We start from the raw sequence: 19,840 nt of genomic DNA, 5'->3' as shown, positions 1-19,840 counted from the left end.
AACCGCCAATAACAACTGGCTCTAAGTTATCGTCTAAAATATAAATCTGAGTGTTTGATATGGGGCGCCCAATTGGAATAACCAAATTTTCAAAATCATTTATTTTAAATACTGTTGCCCAAACGGTACCCTCAGTTGGCCCGTATTCATTAAATAATGTGATACTTTCAAAATCTTCTTTATGAGAAGCTATCAAATCTAATTTAACCTGCTCTCCGGCTAGAATTAAATTTTTCAATTTCAAAGAATCCTTATTTTTTTTTAGTTCATTGAATAAAAAACCATAGTAACTTGGTACACAAAGCATATCTGTTACCTCGCTTTTTATTATTCTCTTTACAATACTTTCTGAATCCTTTATTACAGACTCATTTTCAATTACCAGTGTGCCTCCATTGATTAATCCTCCCCATATAACGGCAACTGAAGAATCAAAAGCATAAGAAGATATTAATAGTAACGTTTTTTGAACTTGATAAAATTCAATTCTACTAATTGTGGAACTCACAAGATTACCATGCTCCACCATTACTCCTTTAGGATTCCCGGTTGTCCCGGAAGTGTAAATCACATAGACTAAATCATGTGGATTATTGATCTTCACTATATTTTCTTTTGGAAAATTTTCCTGAATCTCACTAAATTTTTCCAACACTTTTTCATCGATAACAATCTTACTATTGCTGTCTTTTTCAATATAAGCTATTCTTTCTTTTGGGTAATTAACATCTATTGGCACATAAGCTGCACCTGATTTCAATACTCCCAAAATAGCTATGATTATCTTTTCGCTTCTATCCAGTTTTACCGCTATTAAATCATCAGGCTGAATGGCGTGGTTTTCTCTTAAATAGTGCGCTAATTGATTTGATTTTTCGTTAAGTTCCTTATAAGTCAACTCTATCTCTTCAAATACAACGGCAATACTTTCGGGTGTTTTTTCTACCTGATCTTCAAATAAGTCGATTACCGTTTTAGTATCAGGATACACCATCTTAGTATCATTGAATCCTAATAAAAGCTGATTTACTTCTTCTTTTGACAAATAACTTAAATGACCGATTGGCAGCTCTGAATTCTGGAATATAGAATCTACAATATTTTCAAAATGAGAAAAAAATCTGTGAATAAAAGCCGAATCATAAATATCTGTATTGTATTCTAATCCTAGCTTCAATCCATTTTCCATTTCAAAAAACTCAAATTTCATATCGAACTGACTCGTTGAATTTTGATATTCCGAAATTTTAGATATCTCTAAATCAGAAACCTTAAACTCATTTGCCTGGATACTTTTCTGATTTTGAAGTATGACCAAAATATCAAATAATGGAGATCTGTTTTTACTTCTCTTATGTTTAAGCTCGTTAATTAATTCATTAAATGGATAATCCTGATGTTGAAATGCCTGCAGTAAAACATTCTTTACTTTACTTAATAATTCATTAAAATTTTCAGATCCATTGAGTTTTGTTCGAATTGCCAACGTATTAATATACATTCCAATTTGATTTTCCAATTCCTGGTTTTCTCTTCCTGCAATAGCTGTTCCTAAAATTACATCATCTTGTCCTGAATATCGGTATAGCAAAAGATTCATAACAGACATTAAGGTCGAAAATAAGGTGGTGTCACCATTTTTAGAAATCATTTTCAACTTACTCAAAAAATCATCCGAGTAATTATGCCATAACGTATTCACATTATAGGTTTTAACAATAGGTCTGGCTTTTAAAGTTGGTAATTCTAAGACGGGCAATTCATCATTAAATTGATTCGTCCAGAATAATTTATTCTTTTCCAGTAGCTCGCTGTTTAAATTATTTTGCTGCCACTCTGAATAATCTTTGTACTGAATTCTTAATGGCTCTAATCTAATACTCTTATTTTGGCAAAAAGCCATATAGAATGTTAGCATTTCATTAATCAGCAAATTAATTGACCATCCGTCGCTTATAATATGCTGTATAACAAAACATAATACAATTTCTTCCGAACCGGTTCTTATCAAATTTACCCTGAATAAAGATTCAGAAGATAAATCAAATTGGTATCCTATTTCATCATCGATAATTTTCTCTAATTTTTTTTCAGGATCCTCTAAATTACTGACATCTGCGTAATTTAAGTTGAATTTAAAATCAGAAGGTGATAAGATAAATTGTCTTACTTCCCCAAAACTATTCTGTTTGAATACTGTTCTTAGAATTTCATGTCTTTTGATTACCTCTTTTATTGCTAATTCAAGAATTTCAATATTTAAAGTTCCCTTAAATTTAAAAATTTCCGAAATATTATAGCCTAATGCCACTACATCTATCTGACTGAGAAGCCATATCGAATGCTGTGCCGATGAAAGAGCATAGTCCTCCTGCTGCTCTACTTTGGGTATAGCAGAAATTAAACGATTAGGTTGGTTATTATTTTTCAAAAACAGTATTAACTGTTCTTTATTCTTTTTAATCGTTTCTAAAATTGAATCCGGTATTCCATCACCATCAAATTTCAATTTCAGATTTTCGTTTTCTAAAGAAATATGAATTTTATTTTCCCTAAGTGTTGCTAATAATTCTCTCATTAGATCGTTATTTCGTTTTTCAAATCAAGACTCACATTTAACCAATTTTTTTCATCTATTAAATTGGCAAGGCCTTGAATATTCTTATTAGAGAAAAAATCGCTGATCGAAATCTCTATACTAAACTCACTATTAATTTTTTTCAGAAATACCATTGCTCTTAATGAATCTCCTCCCAATTCAAAAAAGTCATCCTTTACACCAACATCAAGTATCTCAAAAAAGTCTTCGAAAATTAATTTTAGTTTTTTCTCCGTATCCGTTTGAGGAGATAGATATTCTGTTTCCAAGTCAGGTCGTTCCGTTTTCTCGTTGGTCTGCTTATAGTCTGAGTCAATATTTAGGCCTTCTATATTTAAAAAGGCTTTTAATGTTAAGTTTATGTCCTCTTTAGATATGTATATGACATTTGCATTTTTAACATTCAAACTTTTCTCGAAAACTTCAATAACCTCCGAATCAGACAAGATGTTTTGCCTATTGTAAGCCCCATTGTCTTCGAAATTAATTGCGGGAAATTCAATACATTTAAAATTACCTGCTTTGCTGTAGGCAAAATATTCTAAATAGATGTTTGAAGAAGTATATGCTGACAATCCCATTGTTCCGTATGTAGCAGACAAACTAGAGGTCATCCAGCTAAAATCAATATCAATATCTTTAAAAACTCTGTATAGATTTTCAATCCCGTTAACTTTGGGAGCCAACATATTGATTGATTTATCTAATGACAGATTCTCTATAAAATCGACATCATTGTCATTTCCTCTGGCTAAATGAATGATTCCATTAACAGTATTAAAGAGCTCTCTATTTTGTGCTACTACTCTATTAAGATCATCTGAATTGGATATATCTACGCTTAAATATTTAATATTTCCGCTCAATTTTTCTAACTCTTTATATCTCTTAACACTAAGATCTTCGCTGTCGCTAATGATACTTAAATCTCTTCTTCCTATTAATATCACATTGGCCTGATATTCGTTTATCAGGTATTTTGAAATTGAGTTCCCTAATTTCCCTAATCCTCCCGTAATCAAGTATGTTCCTTGCTTTCTGATAGACGAGCCTTCTTCTTTATTTAAATTCTGGAAAACTTTTTGAAAGTCCTGAACCCATCTCTGACCTAATCGATAGGAAACAATTCGATCAGATTGTATGTTGTTACTTAAAACCTCAGAAACAACATTCTGAACTAATTTTGCATTCCAATTATCTGCATCAATATCAACATTTACCCCAATAATCTGATTTTCAAGAGGCATAACCTTAATCAACCCTAATACTAAAGAATTGCAGTAATTAATCTTTTCGTTTCCAAGTACACTATGTAGTACATTAGTGAATACGAAAATCTTTTTGTCATTACCATTTTTCCATGTCTTAGTAATCCTTCCCAAACAAAAATAAATCAGATTGAATTCTAGATTTTCTTCAACTAACTTTACTTCTGATGCTTTAACGCTTAACGACCATAGATAAATGACACTTGAGATACTTATCCCTTCAGATTCCAGATCCAGGAACAATTGATTGTAGTTATCTGTGTTTAATGGATCAATTGAAAACTTAGACGCAGAATGTTTAAAATAAGATGCACCTGTCAATACTTCTATTACACTATTGTTTGCGTCAGTAATTTCTTTAATCATTTCTCTCGAACAATCTGTGTCATCAGAAAAAACTAAGAAAGTCTTGTGATCTGAATTATTACGAGAATCAAGCACTGAACGTTTCCAGGAAGGAAAATAAAAACTATTTTCTAAATCATTTAATACAATACTATTAGCTCCATTAAACAGCTTGTTATGGTCTATTTCTGCTTTGTATCTCAAGTTATCAAAAGCATAAGTAGGCACCGAAATTCTATACCTCTCTTGATTTTCATGTAACTTCTGCCATTTTACATTAACTCCATAAGTCCAAAGTAATCCAAGGTTTTCTAAGAAATACTTTTCGTCATTTTCGTTAACTTTTATAGATCTTAAGGTATTTACTATTTTAGTGCTCTTTTCTGTTTTATGCTGTCTAAGTAGACTACTTAAGGAACTACCTGCACCAACTTCAATAAAAACACGATTATTATCTGACAGTAAACTACTTACACCTTTTGAAAATTTCACTGTATTTCTGAGTTGTTTTGCCCAGTAATCGCTTGAAATCGCTTCCTCGTTTTTAATAAAATCTCCCGTTATATTTGAAACAAAAGGTATTTGTATTTTATTGAATTCTAAATTTTTAAATTCGGCTTTAAATTCCTCAAGAATAGAATCTTGCATACTCGAATGAAAAGCATGAGAGGTATGAAGTTTAATATATGGTATATCACTCTGGGTTAATCTTTCGATTACTTTTTCTATTGCACTATCATTTCCTGAAAGAACAACCTGACCAGGCCCATTTACTGCAGCAAGAGAAATGTCATCACTTAGAAACTTTTGAGCCTGTAGCTCATCTATAGGTACACTTATCATTGAACCTTTTGGCAAACTGGCCATTAGTTCTCCTCTCTTAACCACCAATTTCAGCGCTTGCTCAAAGGTGAAAAGTCCGCTTATACAAGCCGCTGTATATTCGCCTATGCTATGTCCAATCATATAATTGGGAACTATACCATAATCTATTAATACTTTTGCCAGCGCATATTCTACAAGAAAAATAATTGGCTGAGCAAAAGAAGTATCGTTTATATTATAGTTTTCGTCAATATTCTCAGGATACACTATCTTTTTAAAATCCTGATTTGTTAATTTCTTTAGAAACTCAAAACCAGTGTCCATATATTCTCTAAATATGGCATTCGATTCGTATAAATCTTTCCCCATATTTACATATTGAGAACCTTGTCCCGGGAACATAAAAACAACAGAACTTTGCGCCCCTTTTACTTTTGCAAATGGTTTTCTTTGTGCTATAATTTCTTCCAGTTTTAGCTGCAATTCATTTTTATTTTTAAATGATAATGCGATTCTGTTCTCGAAATTCTGACGACCTGTTTGATAGGTATAACACATATCTGATAAATTCAAATCTTCTTCTTTTGCTAAGAAATTCGTTAATTTATCAAAATAGTTATTTAGAGAAGTCTCTGTTTTAGCAGACAAAACAAGCAAATTAAAATCCTTTTCTGAAACATTTCTTTCTACAACCGGAGCTTCTTCCAGAATAAGATGTGCGTTTGTTCCTCCTACTCCAAATGAGTTTACGGCTGCTCTTAGAGGATTAGCATTTTTTGCTTCCCATTCTGACAGATTATTATTGACAAAAAATGGTCCTCCCTGAAAATTAATATTGGGGTCAGGCTCGTTAAAATGTAAACTTGCCGGAATTTTTTTGTTTTTTAAACTTAAAACTGTTTTGATGAATCCGGCCACGCCTGATGCGGTATCCAGATGTCCTATGTTTGTTTTAACAGAACCTATAGGACAAGCAAAATCATTGTTGTTTTTAAATGCAATATTTAATGCCTCGACTTCAATTGAATCTCCCAGCTTAGTTCCGGTACCATGTGTTTCTACATAACTTATAGTTTCGGGGTCAACTCTGGAGAATTTTTGAGCCATTTTAATACAAGCAACCTGTCCTTCAATACTGGGAGCAGTAAATCCAACTTTTTTATTACCATCATTATTAACAGCACTTCCTTTTATGATCGCATAAATATTATCTCTATCCTCTAAAGCATCTTTTAATCTTTTTAAAACTACTACGCCAGTACCTTCGCCGTTAACAGTACCTGTAGAATCTTTGTCAAAAGCCTTACAATGACCGTCTCTTGAAACAATAGATCCTTCTTCATAAATATAGCCTTTCTGACTTCCGTTAACTAATGATGAAGCTCCGGCCAAAGCAATTTTAGTCTCTCCAAAAATTAATGCTTTGCAAGCAGTATGAATTGCAACTAAGGAGGTTGAACAAGCCGTATTAATAGCCATTGAAGGTCCTCTTAGCCCTAACTTATAAGAAACCAGTGTCGCCAGATAGTCCTTATTGTTTATCGTATTCAGGAAAAAATTATTGACTTTCTGACTTTCAGCAGATAGATTAACAAAAGATTTCCATATAATATCTTCTCCTGCACCGGCATAAATTCCTACTGGTTCATTTATATTTTCAGGAATGTAGCCTGCATCTTCTAAAGCTTCCCAAACACACTCATGGAAAAATCTGTGTCCAGGATACATCATCTTTGCCTCATCATTAGAATACCCAAAAAATTTAGAATCAAAGCAATCTTTATTTATGATGTTTGTTGTGCAGTTAACATAATTTTTATCTTTAATAAATGCTTTGTCCATACCTGCATCAATCAACTCTTTCTCAGTCAAAAAACTCAATGATTCCTTTGACGAGATAAGGTTTTGCCAAAACTCTCTCCAGTTTGAAGCTCCTGATGTCCTAAATGACATTCCAACTACTGCAACCTCAAATCCCGAATATTGATTAGTCTTCATTATTTTCAAAATTTAATAAGTTATACGATTCTTCCATTACATTATAAAGTTCTTCTATTTTGTTTTTTTCTTCCACCAGACTGCTATTCTTGTTCGATTTCATATAATCTGAAATTGCAAAAATGTTGGGCAAATTATAGCCTTCCAGCAGTGATATATTGGTTTGAAATTCCTTATTTAAGGAGTTCAGCATTTTTATCATCAGTAGAGAATTCCCTCCTAAATCGAAAAAATTATCCTTAACCCCAATTTTATCATTGTCAATATTTAACACCTTCGACCAAATATCAACTAGCCTCAATTCTACCCCATCTCGTGGAGCTTCATATTCTTTACTCGTCAATAACTCTTCGAATGTTGGTAACTTCTTTCTATCGATCTTTCCATTGGGAGTCAATGGAATTTCATCTAGTTGAATAAAATGTCCCGGAACCATATAACTTGGTAATCTTCGCTCAGCATATTCCCTCAACTCAGCAGACTCTGCTTTTTTAGAACTCGTATAATAAGCTACCAGATTTTTATTCCCCATTTCATTTTGTGCAACTAATGCCACTACCTGACTAATTTGTTCATATTGAAGTAGTACACTTTCTATTTCACCCAATTCAATTCTGAAACCATTTATTTTAACCTGATTGTCAAGCCTGCCTAAATGCTCCAATGTACCATCTGGCAACCATCTGGCTAAATCCCCGGTTTTGTATATTGTTTCATTAATTCCTGAAAACTTCTCAAACGCAATAAATTTATCTGCTGTCAGTTTTTCTTCTTTGTAGTATCCTCTTGCCAAACCATCCCCGGCTATGCACAACTCTCCTTTTACACCTATCGGACAGACTTTATTATTCTCATCCAGAATATAAATTTGAGTGTTCTGTATTGGTTTCCCAATATTCAATTTGGAATTTTTCTGTGCTTTTTGGAAAGTGGACCAAATTGTAGTTTCTGTAGGACCATACATATTATATATTTCAGAATCTGTCCTCTCCCTAATCTTACTCAACAGCTCATTAGAAAATTTCTCTCCCCCAACAATTATATTTTTCAGGGATTTTATAAATAAACTGGAGTTATCATCTTCTAATAGTGCTTCTAAATAAGATGGCGTTATCTGCATTGAAGTAATTGGATTGGTATTAGAGACATCCGGCTTTCTATCTTTTCTATAATTACTTTTCAGTTCAGTCAAGTGTTCTAATCCTTTAAGTACGTCGGTATCTGCAATACCAAAATCTACTAAACAGGCTATCTCGGTAACTCCTATTGCATGAATATCAGATAGTATCTTTTTACATGAATCCTTTGTTCCAAGTAAAGCTGCTGTTTGCCAGTATCTTTCAAATGCCAACTCAAGTAAATCATTCAAATCATTTTCGCTAATGGTTGTAATGTCTTTCTCTAAGGCTTTGGCTAAGTTTTGTATCAATCCCAAACTTGATCTTAGGTAGGATTTAAAAGGTTCTTTTGCTTTCTTTTTTACTTCCTCTAAATCGGTTCCAATATAGGTGTGGAGCATCAAAGCTATTTTGGCATTTTCCGGGAAATAACCATTTTCTAATAATGCTTGTTTGTAGATTTTTATATTATTTCCTAAATCTTTTATCTCCTGCCCCAGTAAATGCGTTAATATATTAGCTCCTATTTTACCTGCGCTTCTAAATGTTTCTGAGTTTCCTCCCGAAGTAATATAAATCTCTAAATTCGAATTAACCGGTCTTGGATATACCTTGATATCGATTTCCTGAGCCAAGCCATTTTCCCTTTTTACAGAACCGCCTTTCCAAAGAGTTTTTAGTTCCTTTATCTGGTCGTACATTATCTCTTGTCTATCCAGATAATTTTCCGGTTTCAGGATGAAATCATCAGCATGCCAGCCAGATGCAATAGACAATGCAACTCTTCCATTAGATAAATTGTCTACCACTGACCATTCTTCTGCTACTCTGACAGCATCATGCAATGGCAGTACAACGCTACCGGAACGAATTTCAACATTCTTTGTAATTGTTGCCAACCCTGCTCCTAATACGGATGGATTTGGAAATATTCCTCCAAATTCATGAAAGTGCCTTTCGGGCAACCATATTGCCGAAAAATCGTTTTTATCAGCATAATCTGCTGATTCCTTTAAAAACTGGTACTTATTATCATTTGAATCGTCTTGACTTGAAAAATAGAATAAGCTGAAATCCAGTGCTATTGAATGGTCTTTTAAAAATAAATCAAAATTATTAAGCGAAGTATTGTCCCCTTTTAAAGTAATCGTTATACCTCTGGTTAAGGTCCAAAATAACTCCAGAATTGAAATATCAAATGAAATTGAAGTAATGGCTAATAAGTGATCTTTCTCATTTATAGAAATCGATTTATCCATTCCAAACAAAAAGTTTGTTAGATTTCCATGCTCCAGCATCACCCCTTTGGGATTTCCTGTAGTACCAGAAGTATAGATAACATAAGCTAAATCATCAAACTGATTGATCTTTTCTATATTGTTTTTCGAGTAGTTGTCTTGAATTTTATGGAATTTTTGCAGAAACGATTCGTCTATAACAACTTTGCTATTACTATTTTTTTCTACATAAGCGATCCTCTCTTCAGGATAACCCGGATCAATAGGTACATAGGCTGCGCCCGATTTCAATATTCCTAAAATAGTCACAAGCAACCATTCGCTTCTATGCAACCTAATCCCAATTAAATCATCCGGTTGAATAGTATAAGTTTCCCTTAAATAAGCTCCCAGCTGATTTGCTTTCTCATTAAGCATATGATAGGTTAGCTCAGTGTCTCCAAACACAAGAGCTACGTTATTTGGCGTTTTGCCGACTTGTTCTTCAAACAAATCTATTACTGTTTTATCTTTAGGGTAAACCGTTTCTGTATCGTTGAATGTTCCAACTAATTGGTTTTCCTCAAAATCAGTTAAATAACTGATTTCCTGTATGGCAATTTCAGGTTGCCTTAAAGATTTTGTAACAATACTCTCAAAATGAGCAAACATTCTTTCAATTAAATACGTATCAAAAATATCCGTATTATACTCAATTGTCAGGTCTAATCCTTCTGTTTCGACAAATGTGAAACCAATATCAAACTTAGAAGTCTTACTATTAAAAACGTAATCGCCTACTTCAAGATTTATAAGTTCTTCGTTATTGATATTATGCAACTGTCCTTGGTTTTGTAGAATTACCAAAACATCAAATAAAGCGGAACGGCTAGTGTCCCTTTTTAAATTCAATTTGCCTATCAATGCATCAAAAGGATAGCTTTGATGTTCATAAGCTCCTAATAAAGTTTCTTTTTGAGCTTTTACTAAATCCAAAAAGCGATCTCCTTTTTTCAATTGAGTCCTTATGGCAAGCGTATTCAAATACAATCCCATTTGATTTTCCAGATCGGGATGTTCTCTTCCTGCTATCGGGGTTCCTATGATAATGTCATCTTGCCCTGTATACCTATGAAGTAAGGCATTTATTCCTGCCATTAAAGTCATAAATAAAGTAACATCCTGCTCTTTCGAAAACGCTTTTACCTTCTCTAAAAATACACTTGAAAATCTATGAGTACAAATATCTCCATTATAGGTCTGAACTAATGGTCGTGTTTTAAAACTCGGCAGATCCAATACCGGCAACTCTCCTTCAAATTGCTGTAGCCAGTAGTCCTCCGACACTTTATGTTTCTCTTGCTGTATTTCGCTATTAATCCATACCGCATAATCTTTGTACTGAATTCTTAATTCCGGCAGGTCAATTTCTATTCCGTTCGTTAATGCATTGTACGTTTTTACGATCTCGGCTATTAATATTTCTATTGACCATCCATCTCCAATGATATGATGTAGGCATAAGAAAAACACATATTCTTCTTCTTTTAATTTGATTAAAGAGGCTCTTACAAGCGGTCCTTTCTCTAAATTAAAAGGCTCACTATTTTCTTTCTGCAGATAATCCTCAACAGCTACTTCCTGGTTTCGTACTGAACTAAAATCTTTCTCGTCTAATTTAAAATTTACTTGCTCAACAGGCACAATATATTGCTTAATATCTCCTGCTTCATTTGTTTTAAAATAAGTTCTTAAAATCTCATGACGATGAATTAATTTTGCAAACGATTCCTCAAACTTATCTACGTCAATAGCTCCGGTTAGCGTAACAGCTGTTGGAATATTATACGCCAATGAACCGCCTTCCAACTGACTTAATATCCACAATCGCGTTTGTGAGGATGTCAATGGATAAAATTCTGACTCTGTAGCTTTTGGTATATCTATATAGGCATTCTCTTGTAATTCCTTACTTAAACCTTCTATAGTCGGGCTTGCAAAAAAAGCTTTAAAAGATATTGTTTGACCTAATTGTTTGTGGATTCTGTTGATTACCTGGGATACGATTAAGCTATGGCCTCCTAATTCAAAGAAATTATCGGTAATTCCAATCTTTGGAACTCCTAAAACTTCTTGCCATATTTTAACCAGTTCAATTTCAGTACTATTTTTTGGAGCAACATATTCTTTTCTTATAATATCTTCCTCCGAAATAGCGGGCAGGGCTTTTCGATCTATCTTTCCATTAGTGGTTAATGGCAATTTATCCAATTCTGAATAAAAATTTGGAACCATGTAATCCGGCATTTTATCTTGCAGAAAACTTCTCAATTCCGATTTATCTATCTCAGTAGTTGCTACCAAATAAGCAACTAATGCCTTCTCGCCATTCACTTCTCTGGCCTCTACAACTACCTGATTTAAATTCTCCGAGTACTGTAATATGACATTTTCTATTTCACCAAGTTCAATTCTATATCCTCTAATTTTTACCTGATGGTCTTTTCGTCCCAGAAACTCAATATTTCCGTCAGGTAACCAACAACCTAAATCTCCAGTATCATACATTCGCTCTCCTTTTATAAAAGGATTTACGATAAACTTCTCTTTCGTGAGCTCGGGATTGTTTAAATAACCTCTTGACACACCAGATCCCGAAATATAAAGTTTCCCGGTTACTCCTATTGCTACCGGTTGCAAATCTTCATCCAGCACATAAATCTGCGTATTTGAGATTGCAGAACCAATAGGCGGATTACCAATCAGGTAATCATCTTTTATGGTAATTGTTGATACAACATGTGTTTCAGCTGGTCCATAGTGATTATGTAGCTTAGTATCTGACTTACTAATTCTCTCTATAGCTTCTTTACTTAACGTCAGCTGTTCTCCTGCCACTATTATATTTTTAATAATGCCGGACGTTAGTAAGGTATAAAAATCTTTAACCTCTATTAATATCTTAAAATATGATGTTGGTAAAAAAACAGTTTCAATCGTATTTTTCTTTATAAAGGCTGACAGCGCATCAGAATCTGTTTTAACTATTTCAGTAATAGGATATAAAGTTGCTCCCCTTGACAATGTGGTAAATATTTCCTGAAATGAGACATCGAAACTTATACTTGTAAATTGCAATACTTTACGAACATCATTGTCGTGAAATTGCTCATTATGAAAAATGATCAGATTGAACATACATTTGTGTTCCATCATAATTCCTTTCGGAATTCCCGTAGAACCGGAAGTGTAAATAACATAAACAAGGTTCTCCTCTTTTATAAGTACCTTATTTTTTTCCTGAGAATACTTTTCTTTAACTTTATTAAACCTTTCTAATTCTGCTTCATCAATTACAACTTTACAATTGCTGTCTTTTTCCATATAGTCAATCCTCTCCTTCGGATAATTGATATCTATAGGAACGTAAGCCGCACCGGCCTTTAGCACACCTAAAATAGCTATGATAAGTTTTTCACTTCTTTCTAACTTTACACCTACTAAATCATCAGGTTGGATCGCATAATTTTCTCTTAGGTAGGATGCTAATTGATTCGTTTTTTGATCGAGCTCGCGATACGTCAATTCAGTATCTCCAAACACCACAGCCACATTGTCGGGTGCTCTCTGCACTTGCTCTTCAAATAAATCTATTACTGTTTTACTATCAGAATAAACTACTTCTGCACCGTTAAAAACGGACAAAACCTGATGCTTTTCGGGTTCTGTTAAATAATCTAGTGAACCTATTGAAACTTCCGGTTTCGCAACGATACTATGAAATAATATTTCAAGATGAGACAATATGTTTTCTGCGAATTCTTGTGAATAAATATCGGTGTTGAATATTAGTTTTAAGCCAAGTCCTTTGTCCGTTTCTTTAAAAGAAAACTCCAAATCAAACTTGCTGACAATTTCTTCTTCTGACTGATGTCCTCTAACTACAACTTCCTGAATGTTCTGGTTACTTGCTTTAAATATTTCAGTATTCTGAACAGTAACCATCACATCAAACAATGGATTCCGACTCATATCTCTATTGAGCGGCAAATGCTCCACTAATTCATCAAATGGAAAGATTTGGTGTTCATATGCTCCTAGAGTAACTCCTTTTACCTTTGCCAATAATTCTTTAAAACTGTCTTCTTTTTCAAACTGCGTTCTTAAGGCTAAAGTATTAACATAAAAACCTATTTGATTTTGTAGATCCAACTGTTCTCTTCCGGCAACGGGGCTTCCTATAACTATGTCTTTTTGATTGCTGTATCTAAACAATAACACTTTTACGGTAGTTAATAAGCCCATAAACAAGGTAGATCCTTGTGATTGATATAATTCGTTAATTTTCTTTAGAAGATTCTCATCATAAAGTTTCTTTACAGCGTTTCCATTATAGGTCTTAATTACTGGTCTTGTTTGATAAGCGGGTAAATTTAATATCGGAAGCTCATCTGAAAATTGTTCTAACCAATAGTCTTTATGATCTTCTATACTATCATTCTTCAATTGTTCCTGCTGCCAGGTCGAATAATCTTTATACTGTATATTTAATGCTGGTAATTGGCTTGGATTTCCTTTTATATGAGCATCATAAAATTCAAATAATTCATTGGTCATTATTTCTGACGACCAACCATCGCCAATAATATGATGCATCACACAAATAAATATATACTTATCTTGTGATGTTCTTATTAATTTGGCTCTCAGCAAGGAATCGGTCGATAAATCAAAAGCATATTCTGATTCTTCCTGAATTATAGATTTTATCCTATCTGATTTATTTTCTTCTTTGCTTAAATCTTCACGTCGCAATTGGAACCGAATATCATTCAAATTCAATATTACTTGCCTAACCTCACCAGACTTATCTTCTTTGAACAGCGTTCTTAAAGATTCATGTCGCTCTATAAGTGACAGAAAAGCACTTTGCAAAGAAGGAATAACCAATTTCCCTTCCAATTCAAAAACACTCGGCATGTTATAAGCTACATTTCCACCTTCGAATTGGCTTAATAGCCACAACCTGCGCTGGGAGGAAGATAAAACATAGCTCGATTGTTCCTGCGCTTTTGGAATAATTTTTTGTTTCTCTTTTTTTGTTTTGTAGAAAGCTATAAATTCTATTAATTTGGTTTTATTTAACTGAATTTCATTTAAGATCTCCCGGGTCACAACTCCTTTAGGCGCCTGAATGTCAAGACCATCTCCAACCAAATCAATTTTTATATTAAGTTCATTTAATTTTTTAAGTAGTGTTTTCATTTCCCTTATCTTATCAAAATTTATTAATTACCTGTTCGACTTCTTTCTTCTTCATTACCAGTTTCTCTTTGTCCTGTCTTAATCTTCTTATTCCCGAACTTATAAGAAACGGAGAACTGAAGCGCCTGTCTGTCGCGATAATATCTACCCTCGTTGTAAACATCATTAACTCTTGAATTTATACTGATTACTTCGGTTCTGAATATATCACTTCCCTTTAATGACAGTGTCAGATCTTTATCTAGTAGCAAATATTGAAGAGTTAACGATAACGAGCTCATCGCATCATTTTTGTAAAAACCATCATTACCAGGGAAACTATACCAATAATTTAAATTAAAAAGCAAGGTCTTTTTCGAATTAAGAATAAAGTCATTATTTGTGGAAATCATAGAATTAAACCCTTTTTGTCCGCCTTGGGTTATCGCTAATTTTGATTTTGAAATCGAATAATTAATATCGAAAGTATTGATACTCGTCCACCATTTAATTTTGTCAAAAACAAAGTTTTCCGAAATACCATATCGCTGTATATCAATGAAATTATCAATTGCAAATCGGATCAAATTGGTCGTAGGGTCTGTTATTGGAATTTCATTAAACATATCAGCCTGATAACTAAAATAAACCTTACTTTCCAGCTTTTTGTAGGTATAGGTCAATTCTAAATTGTCTATAAAAGAAGGCTGCAAGAAAGGATTTCCCTCTATAGTTTGAAACGGATTAAGAAAGGTAACGTTTGGATTTAAGTCATAAAACTGAGGTCTTTCAATTCTTTTACTATAACTCAAAGTATATGTTGAATTGTCATTTGGCTTGTAAGACACATAAGCCGTTGGAAAAAATTTAACGTAATCCAGTTTTGTAGATTGGCTTAAACTTTCCGCAAAAGTTTTGGTTTGAGTAGCTTCCATTCTTAAACCGAACTGTGACTCCCAATACTCATTAATCTTTTTATTTCCTGAAATATAAAACGCTTGTACATTTTCGGTGTACTCAAATTTATTCTTGGATAAAATAAACTCTGAAGGAGGATTATCAACTAATCCGCTATTAAAAGCAAAAATGTCATTGTGCGTTTGTGAGTTTGAAATTTTGCTTCCAAAGCTCAATACCGCCCATTTCGTTGGATAATCAATATCCAGTTTTCCTGAGAAATTATTGATATCCTGACTGTTATCATTTATCCCTGCATAATATTTTTCTGAATAGGGTAATGGAACTTCAATAACAGAAATTCCATTGTAAGTTCTGACATCTTTGTTATTAAAGTTAAAGTAATCAAGATTTAGGGTAAGTTTCTTTCCTATAGTATCTAATTTAAACTCATTATAAAAGCTCAACGATTTGATATTCGGATTCTGTACTTCTTTACCATCTGACTTCAAATAACGGTTTAATCGGCCTGTTGTATAATCAGTAACACCTGTAAACGGACTTTCTGTATTTTTAGAATCATTATTATTGTATAAAAATTGCCCCCCCATAATCCATTTAGGGGAAATCTGATAATCAATAGTTAATTTTCCATTTACTCGGGCATATTTTTCTTTATCTGGTTCACTGGTATGCCATAATCCATCAGGGAAGTAAGTGTAATTATCCTGATTTACATATCTTGTTCCGTTTTTATAATTAAGCGAAGAAGAAATACTCAACTTGTTCTTATTATAATTAAAACTCCCCAAAACAGCACCATCACTGTAAGTTCTCTGCAGGAAAGTAGTACCAATTAATGCATTCCAGGAATCTTTCTTAGCCTTTTTTAATTTTATATTGACCATACCGCTATTTCCAGCGGCCTCGTACTTAGCTGGAGGTGTAGTAATTACCTCAATACTCTTAATGATATCTGAAGGTATTGATTTTAAAAAATTTGCCAGGTCTTCCTCCGAGAGTTGAATGATTTTGTCATCAACCATGACTGCCACACTGCTTTTTCCAATAATAGCTATATTGTCATTTTGCACTTTTATTCCCGGGGTAATCCTAAGAGCTTCTAACGCGTCACCTCCTGTAGCACTAATCGAATTTTCTACATTAAAAACCACTCGATCTACCTTTCTTTCAATTAGTTTCTTTTTACCTACAACTACAACAGATTCTAACACTATTGCAGCATCGACTACTATATTGCCTAAATCTAAATCTGCATTCAATTCGATATTCCTTGATGCAATTGTTTTATTTGCCTGCCTAACCTGTAACTCATATACCCCCGGTTGGCTTTCCAATACGAAATCCCCTTTTTCATTAGTAAGTTCGCTTTTAATAGCAGCAGAGTCTTTACCTATTAATATAACTTCTGCAAACTCAATTGGATTATTATCTTTAGAAGTAACTTTTCCGGTTACTTTTACCTGAGCCGACAATACTGAGCTTAACAGCACAAGCAATAAAAAGATGCTTTTCTTCATTGTATTTTTTTTGAGTAAATAAATATTTGATAGGGGTATAATTATAATTCGAAACTGGAAATTGTATGAAAATTATCTACTTCAGTATTTTTCTCTCCTTTATAGGAATCAAAATTTACTACTAATAATTTTCCTTTATAAATTATAGGTTCACAAGGGTTGTCTAATAAACCGTCAGAGCCGTCGGCATTACCATTTTCCCAAAGAAGACTCAATGTGTTTTTATTTAAATCCAATACATGTACACTATTGTTGTCATAATTAGCTATATATATACTATTTGTTTTTTCGTAGTAATACAGGCCATCACAACATTTTAACTTATCAGAGTCTACTATTATTTTTTGAGATTTTACTTTACCGTCTGGTGAGAATTCAATTTTAGAAATTACGCCGTCACCAAAATTACCTGCATATAAATCTCCTTTTTTATCAAATGCAATTCCATCTACACCTAATGCCCATTCTTTTGCTTCCGGTTTTAAAGTAAATTTGCAAATTAAATACGGGGCGTTATCAGTCGGTTTTAACTGTATTAAACCTTTGTTTAACTCTTCCATTTTAAAACTGTAAATACCACTTTGCTTTTTTACATCTAAGGCAGAATCGCTTATATAAATTCGGTCTTTATGCCATCTGATGGCATTGGCAAAATTTAATCCCTGAACTAATACTTCGGTACGAATTGGTTTTCCATTTTCAACAATAACCCTGAGTAACCTTGATTGATGCTCTTTATTAGCAAAATTTTGGTTATCGGCAATGTAAAGATTCCCATCCGGACCAAATTCCATTCCCATAGGATGCACTCTGTTTGTAAGGGGATGTAGAGGAAGATTATCCAGCCAGGTGACCGGTTGATTTAAATTGTTAAAAACACATATTTTACTTCCATATTTTTCAAAAGTAGATCCATTGGGAACAGATAGGTATAAGTTTCCCTTTTTGTCAATAGCCATCGCATCCGGAGTACCGAAAGTATCTCCTAAATTTGAAAAAAGAGTAGGTCTTTTTAATGCTGCAGTCTCATTAATAACAATAACATCCTTCGTTTTCTGAGATATACCTAAAAAAGGATGTAAGAGTAGAATACATAATAGAACTTTTATGGAGTGTGCTTTCATATTTTATTATTTTGTTTTATTTATTTTAAGCGTAAATTCTATATAAGGTTTTTTATAACTTTTAGATATTCCGTTCAGGATATTTACCTTCTTGGGCAAATTACTTCCGGTATCCTTAATCCATTTGAATTAAAAGAACATCAATAAAAAATCATATATAAAACTTTTCAATTTCAACATTACTTTTATCTTGATCAACATCAACACCATACGCTACATCAATGTTTTCAATTAAAACTGCCAGATCTTCTAACGTTCTGTTTTTGAACAAATCATTAATAGTAATTTTAACTTCAAATTCGTTATGTATAAGACTAATTAATCTTGTGGCACTTAAACTATTCCCTCCTAATTCAAATAAATTATCTGTAGCCCCTATTTTCTGAATTCCTAAAACTTCCTGCCATATTAAAACCAGCTTGTTCTCGACCTCATTTCTTGGAGCCACATACTCATTTCTCATAATATCATCTCCGGATATGCCAGGTAAAACTTTTCTGTCCACCTTTCCGTTTGGAGTTAATGGTAACTTTTCCAATTCTACATAAAAACCTGGAACCATATAATCTGGTAACTTTTCTTGTAAAAACTTCTTCAGTCCAGTTTTATCCACATTTGTACTCGATACTAAATAGGCAATCAATACTTTCTCCTGATTTACTTCTTTTGACTCAACAATTACTTGCTTTAAATTCTCTGAATACAGTAATATCGCATTCTCTATCTCACCAAGTTCGATTCTGTAACCTCGTATCTTAACCTGATGGTCTTTCCTACCCAAAAATTCAATGTTACCATCCGGCAACCACCTGCCTAAATCTCCCGTGTCATACATTCGTTCTCCGGCTGCAAAAGGATTCGAGATAAATTTTTCATTTGTAAGTTCTGGTTTGCCAAAATACCCCCGCGCTACTCCTGCCCCTGATACGTAAATTTTCCCCACTACTCCCGCGGGAACTAAATGAAAATCAGCATCTAAAATATAAACCTGTGTATTGGATATTGGTTTACCAATTGGAAAATTGATATAGGTTTGATGGAGCGCTTTATAACTTGTACTATATGTTGTATCTTCTGATGGTCCATATAAGTTTCTAACCTCTATTTTTTCTGTCTGAAGTTTTTCCACAATATCAGGAGGTACAATTTCTCCTGCCATATTGATAAAAACTACATTCTTTAAATCTATCTTATCTTCTAATAAACTTCTAACTACGGAAGGCACCGTATTTAATGCTACTTTGTTTTCCTCATTTATATGATCTTTTATTTCCAAGGCATTATGTAAAACCCTAATTTTCTTCCCTATTGCTAAGGTGTAAAAGATCTCATATATTGATAAATCAAAACAATATGATGTTGCCGCATACATGATTTCAAATTCGGACTGATCAAATTCTAATTTTGACCAATTAATCAGTGCAGCTGCATTTCCATGCTCTACCATCACTCCTTTTGGATTTCCTGTAGTACCAGATGTATAAATTACATAGGCTAAATCATGTGGTTTGTTTATTTTTTCAGGATTCGCTTTCGAATATTCCTGCTGAACTTCTGTAAATACGCCTAAAGCTTCTTCATCAATAACAATCTTGCTATTGCTATCCTTCTCGATGTAAGCAATCCTCTCCTGAGGATAATTAACATCTATTGGAACATAAGCC

6 protein-coding genes are annotated in these 19,840 nt (G+C 33.3%); all 6 read right to left on the bottom strand.

Going from position 1 to position 19,840, the window contains the following annotated elements; translation table 11 throughout:
* On the bottom strand, positions 1-2,578 hold a 2,578-nt coding region (locus FLA105534_RS22790; protein ID WP_173968373.1), incomplete at its 3' end, for a non-ribosomal peptide synthetase.
* Positions 2,578-7,035, bottom strand: coding sequence for a type I polyketide synthase (locus FLA105534_RS22785; protein ID WP_173968372.1), 4,458 nt, complete (start codon positions 7,033-7,035; stop codon positions 2,578-2,580). The genes FLA105534_RS22790 and FLA105534_RS22785, both read right to left, overlap by 1 nt.
* Complete coding sequence (locus FLA105534_RS22780; RefSeq protein ID WP_173968371.1) at positions 7,025-14,635, bottom strand: non-ribosomal peptide synthetase; 7,611 nt, start codon at positions 14,633-14,635, stop codon at positions 7,025-7,027. Before FLA105534_RS22780 ends, FLA105534_RS22785 begins: the two co-directional genes overlap by 11 nt.
* Positions 14,636-14,658: 23 nt before the next feature.
* A complete protein-coding gene (locus FLA105534_RS22775; protein WP_173968370.1) occupies positions 14,659-17,052 on the bottom strand; it encodes a TonB-dependent receptor domain-containing protein in 2,394 nt (797 codons plus the stop codon).
* A gap of 41 nt (positions 17,053-17,093) precedes the next feature.
* Positions 17,094-18,176: an NHL repeat-containing protein gene (locus FLA105534_RS22770; protein WP_173968369.1), complete on the bottom strand. Its 1,083-nt coding sequence runs from the start codon at positions 18,174-18,176 to the stop codon at positions 17,094-17,096.
* A gap of 151 nt (positions 18,177-18,327) precedes the next feature.
* Positions 18,328-19,840: non-ribosomal peptide synthetase (locus tag FLA105534_RS22765; RefSeq protein ID WP_173968368.1), on the bottom strand; the 1,513-nt coding region annotated here is incomplete at its 5' end.

Origin of the sequence: Flavobacterium collinsii (assembly GCF_902804485.1) — a bacterium.
Lineage (GTDB): Bacteria > Bacteroidota > Bacteroidia > Flavobacteriales > Flavobacteriaceae > Flavobacterium > Flavobacterium collinsii.
Note: the sequence above shows the minus strand (reverse complement) of the source record. Positions and strands in the feature narration are given on the sequence as shown.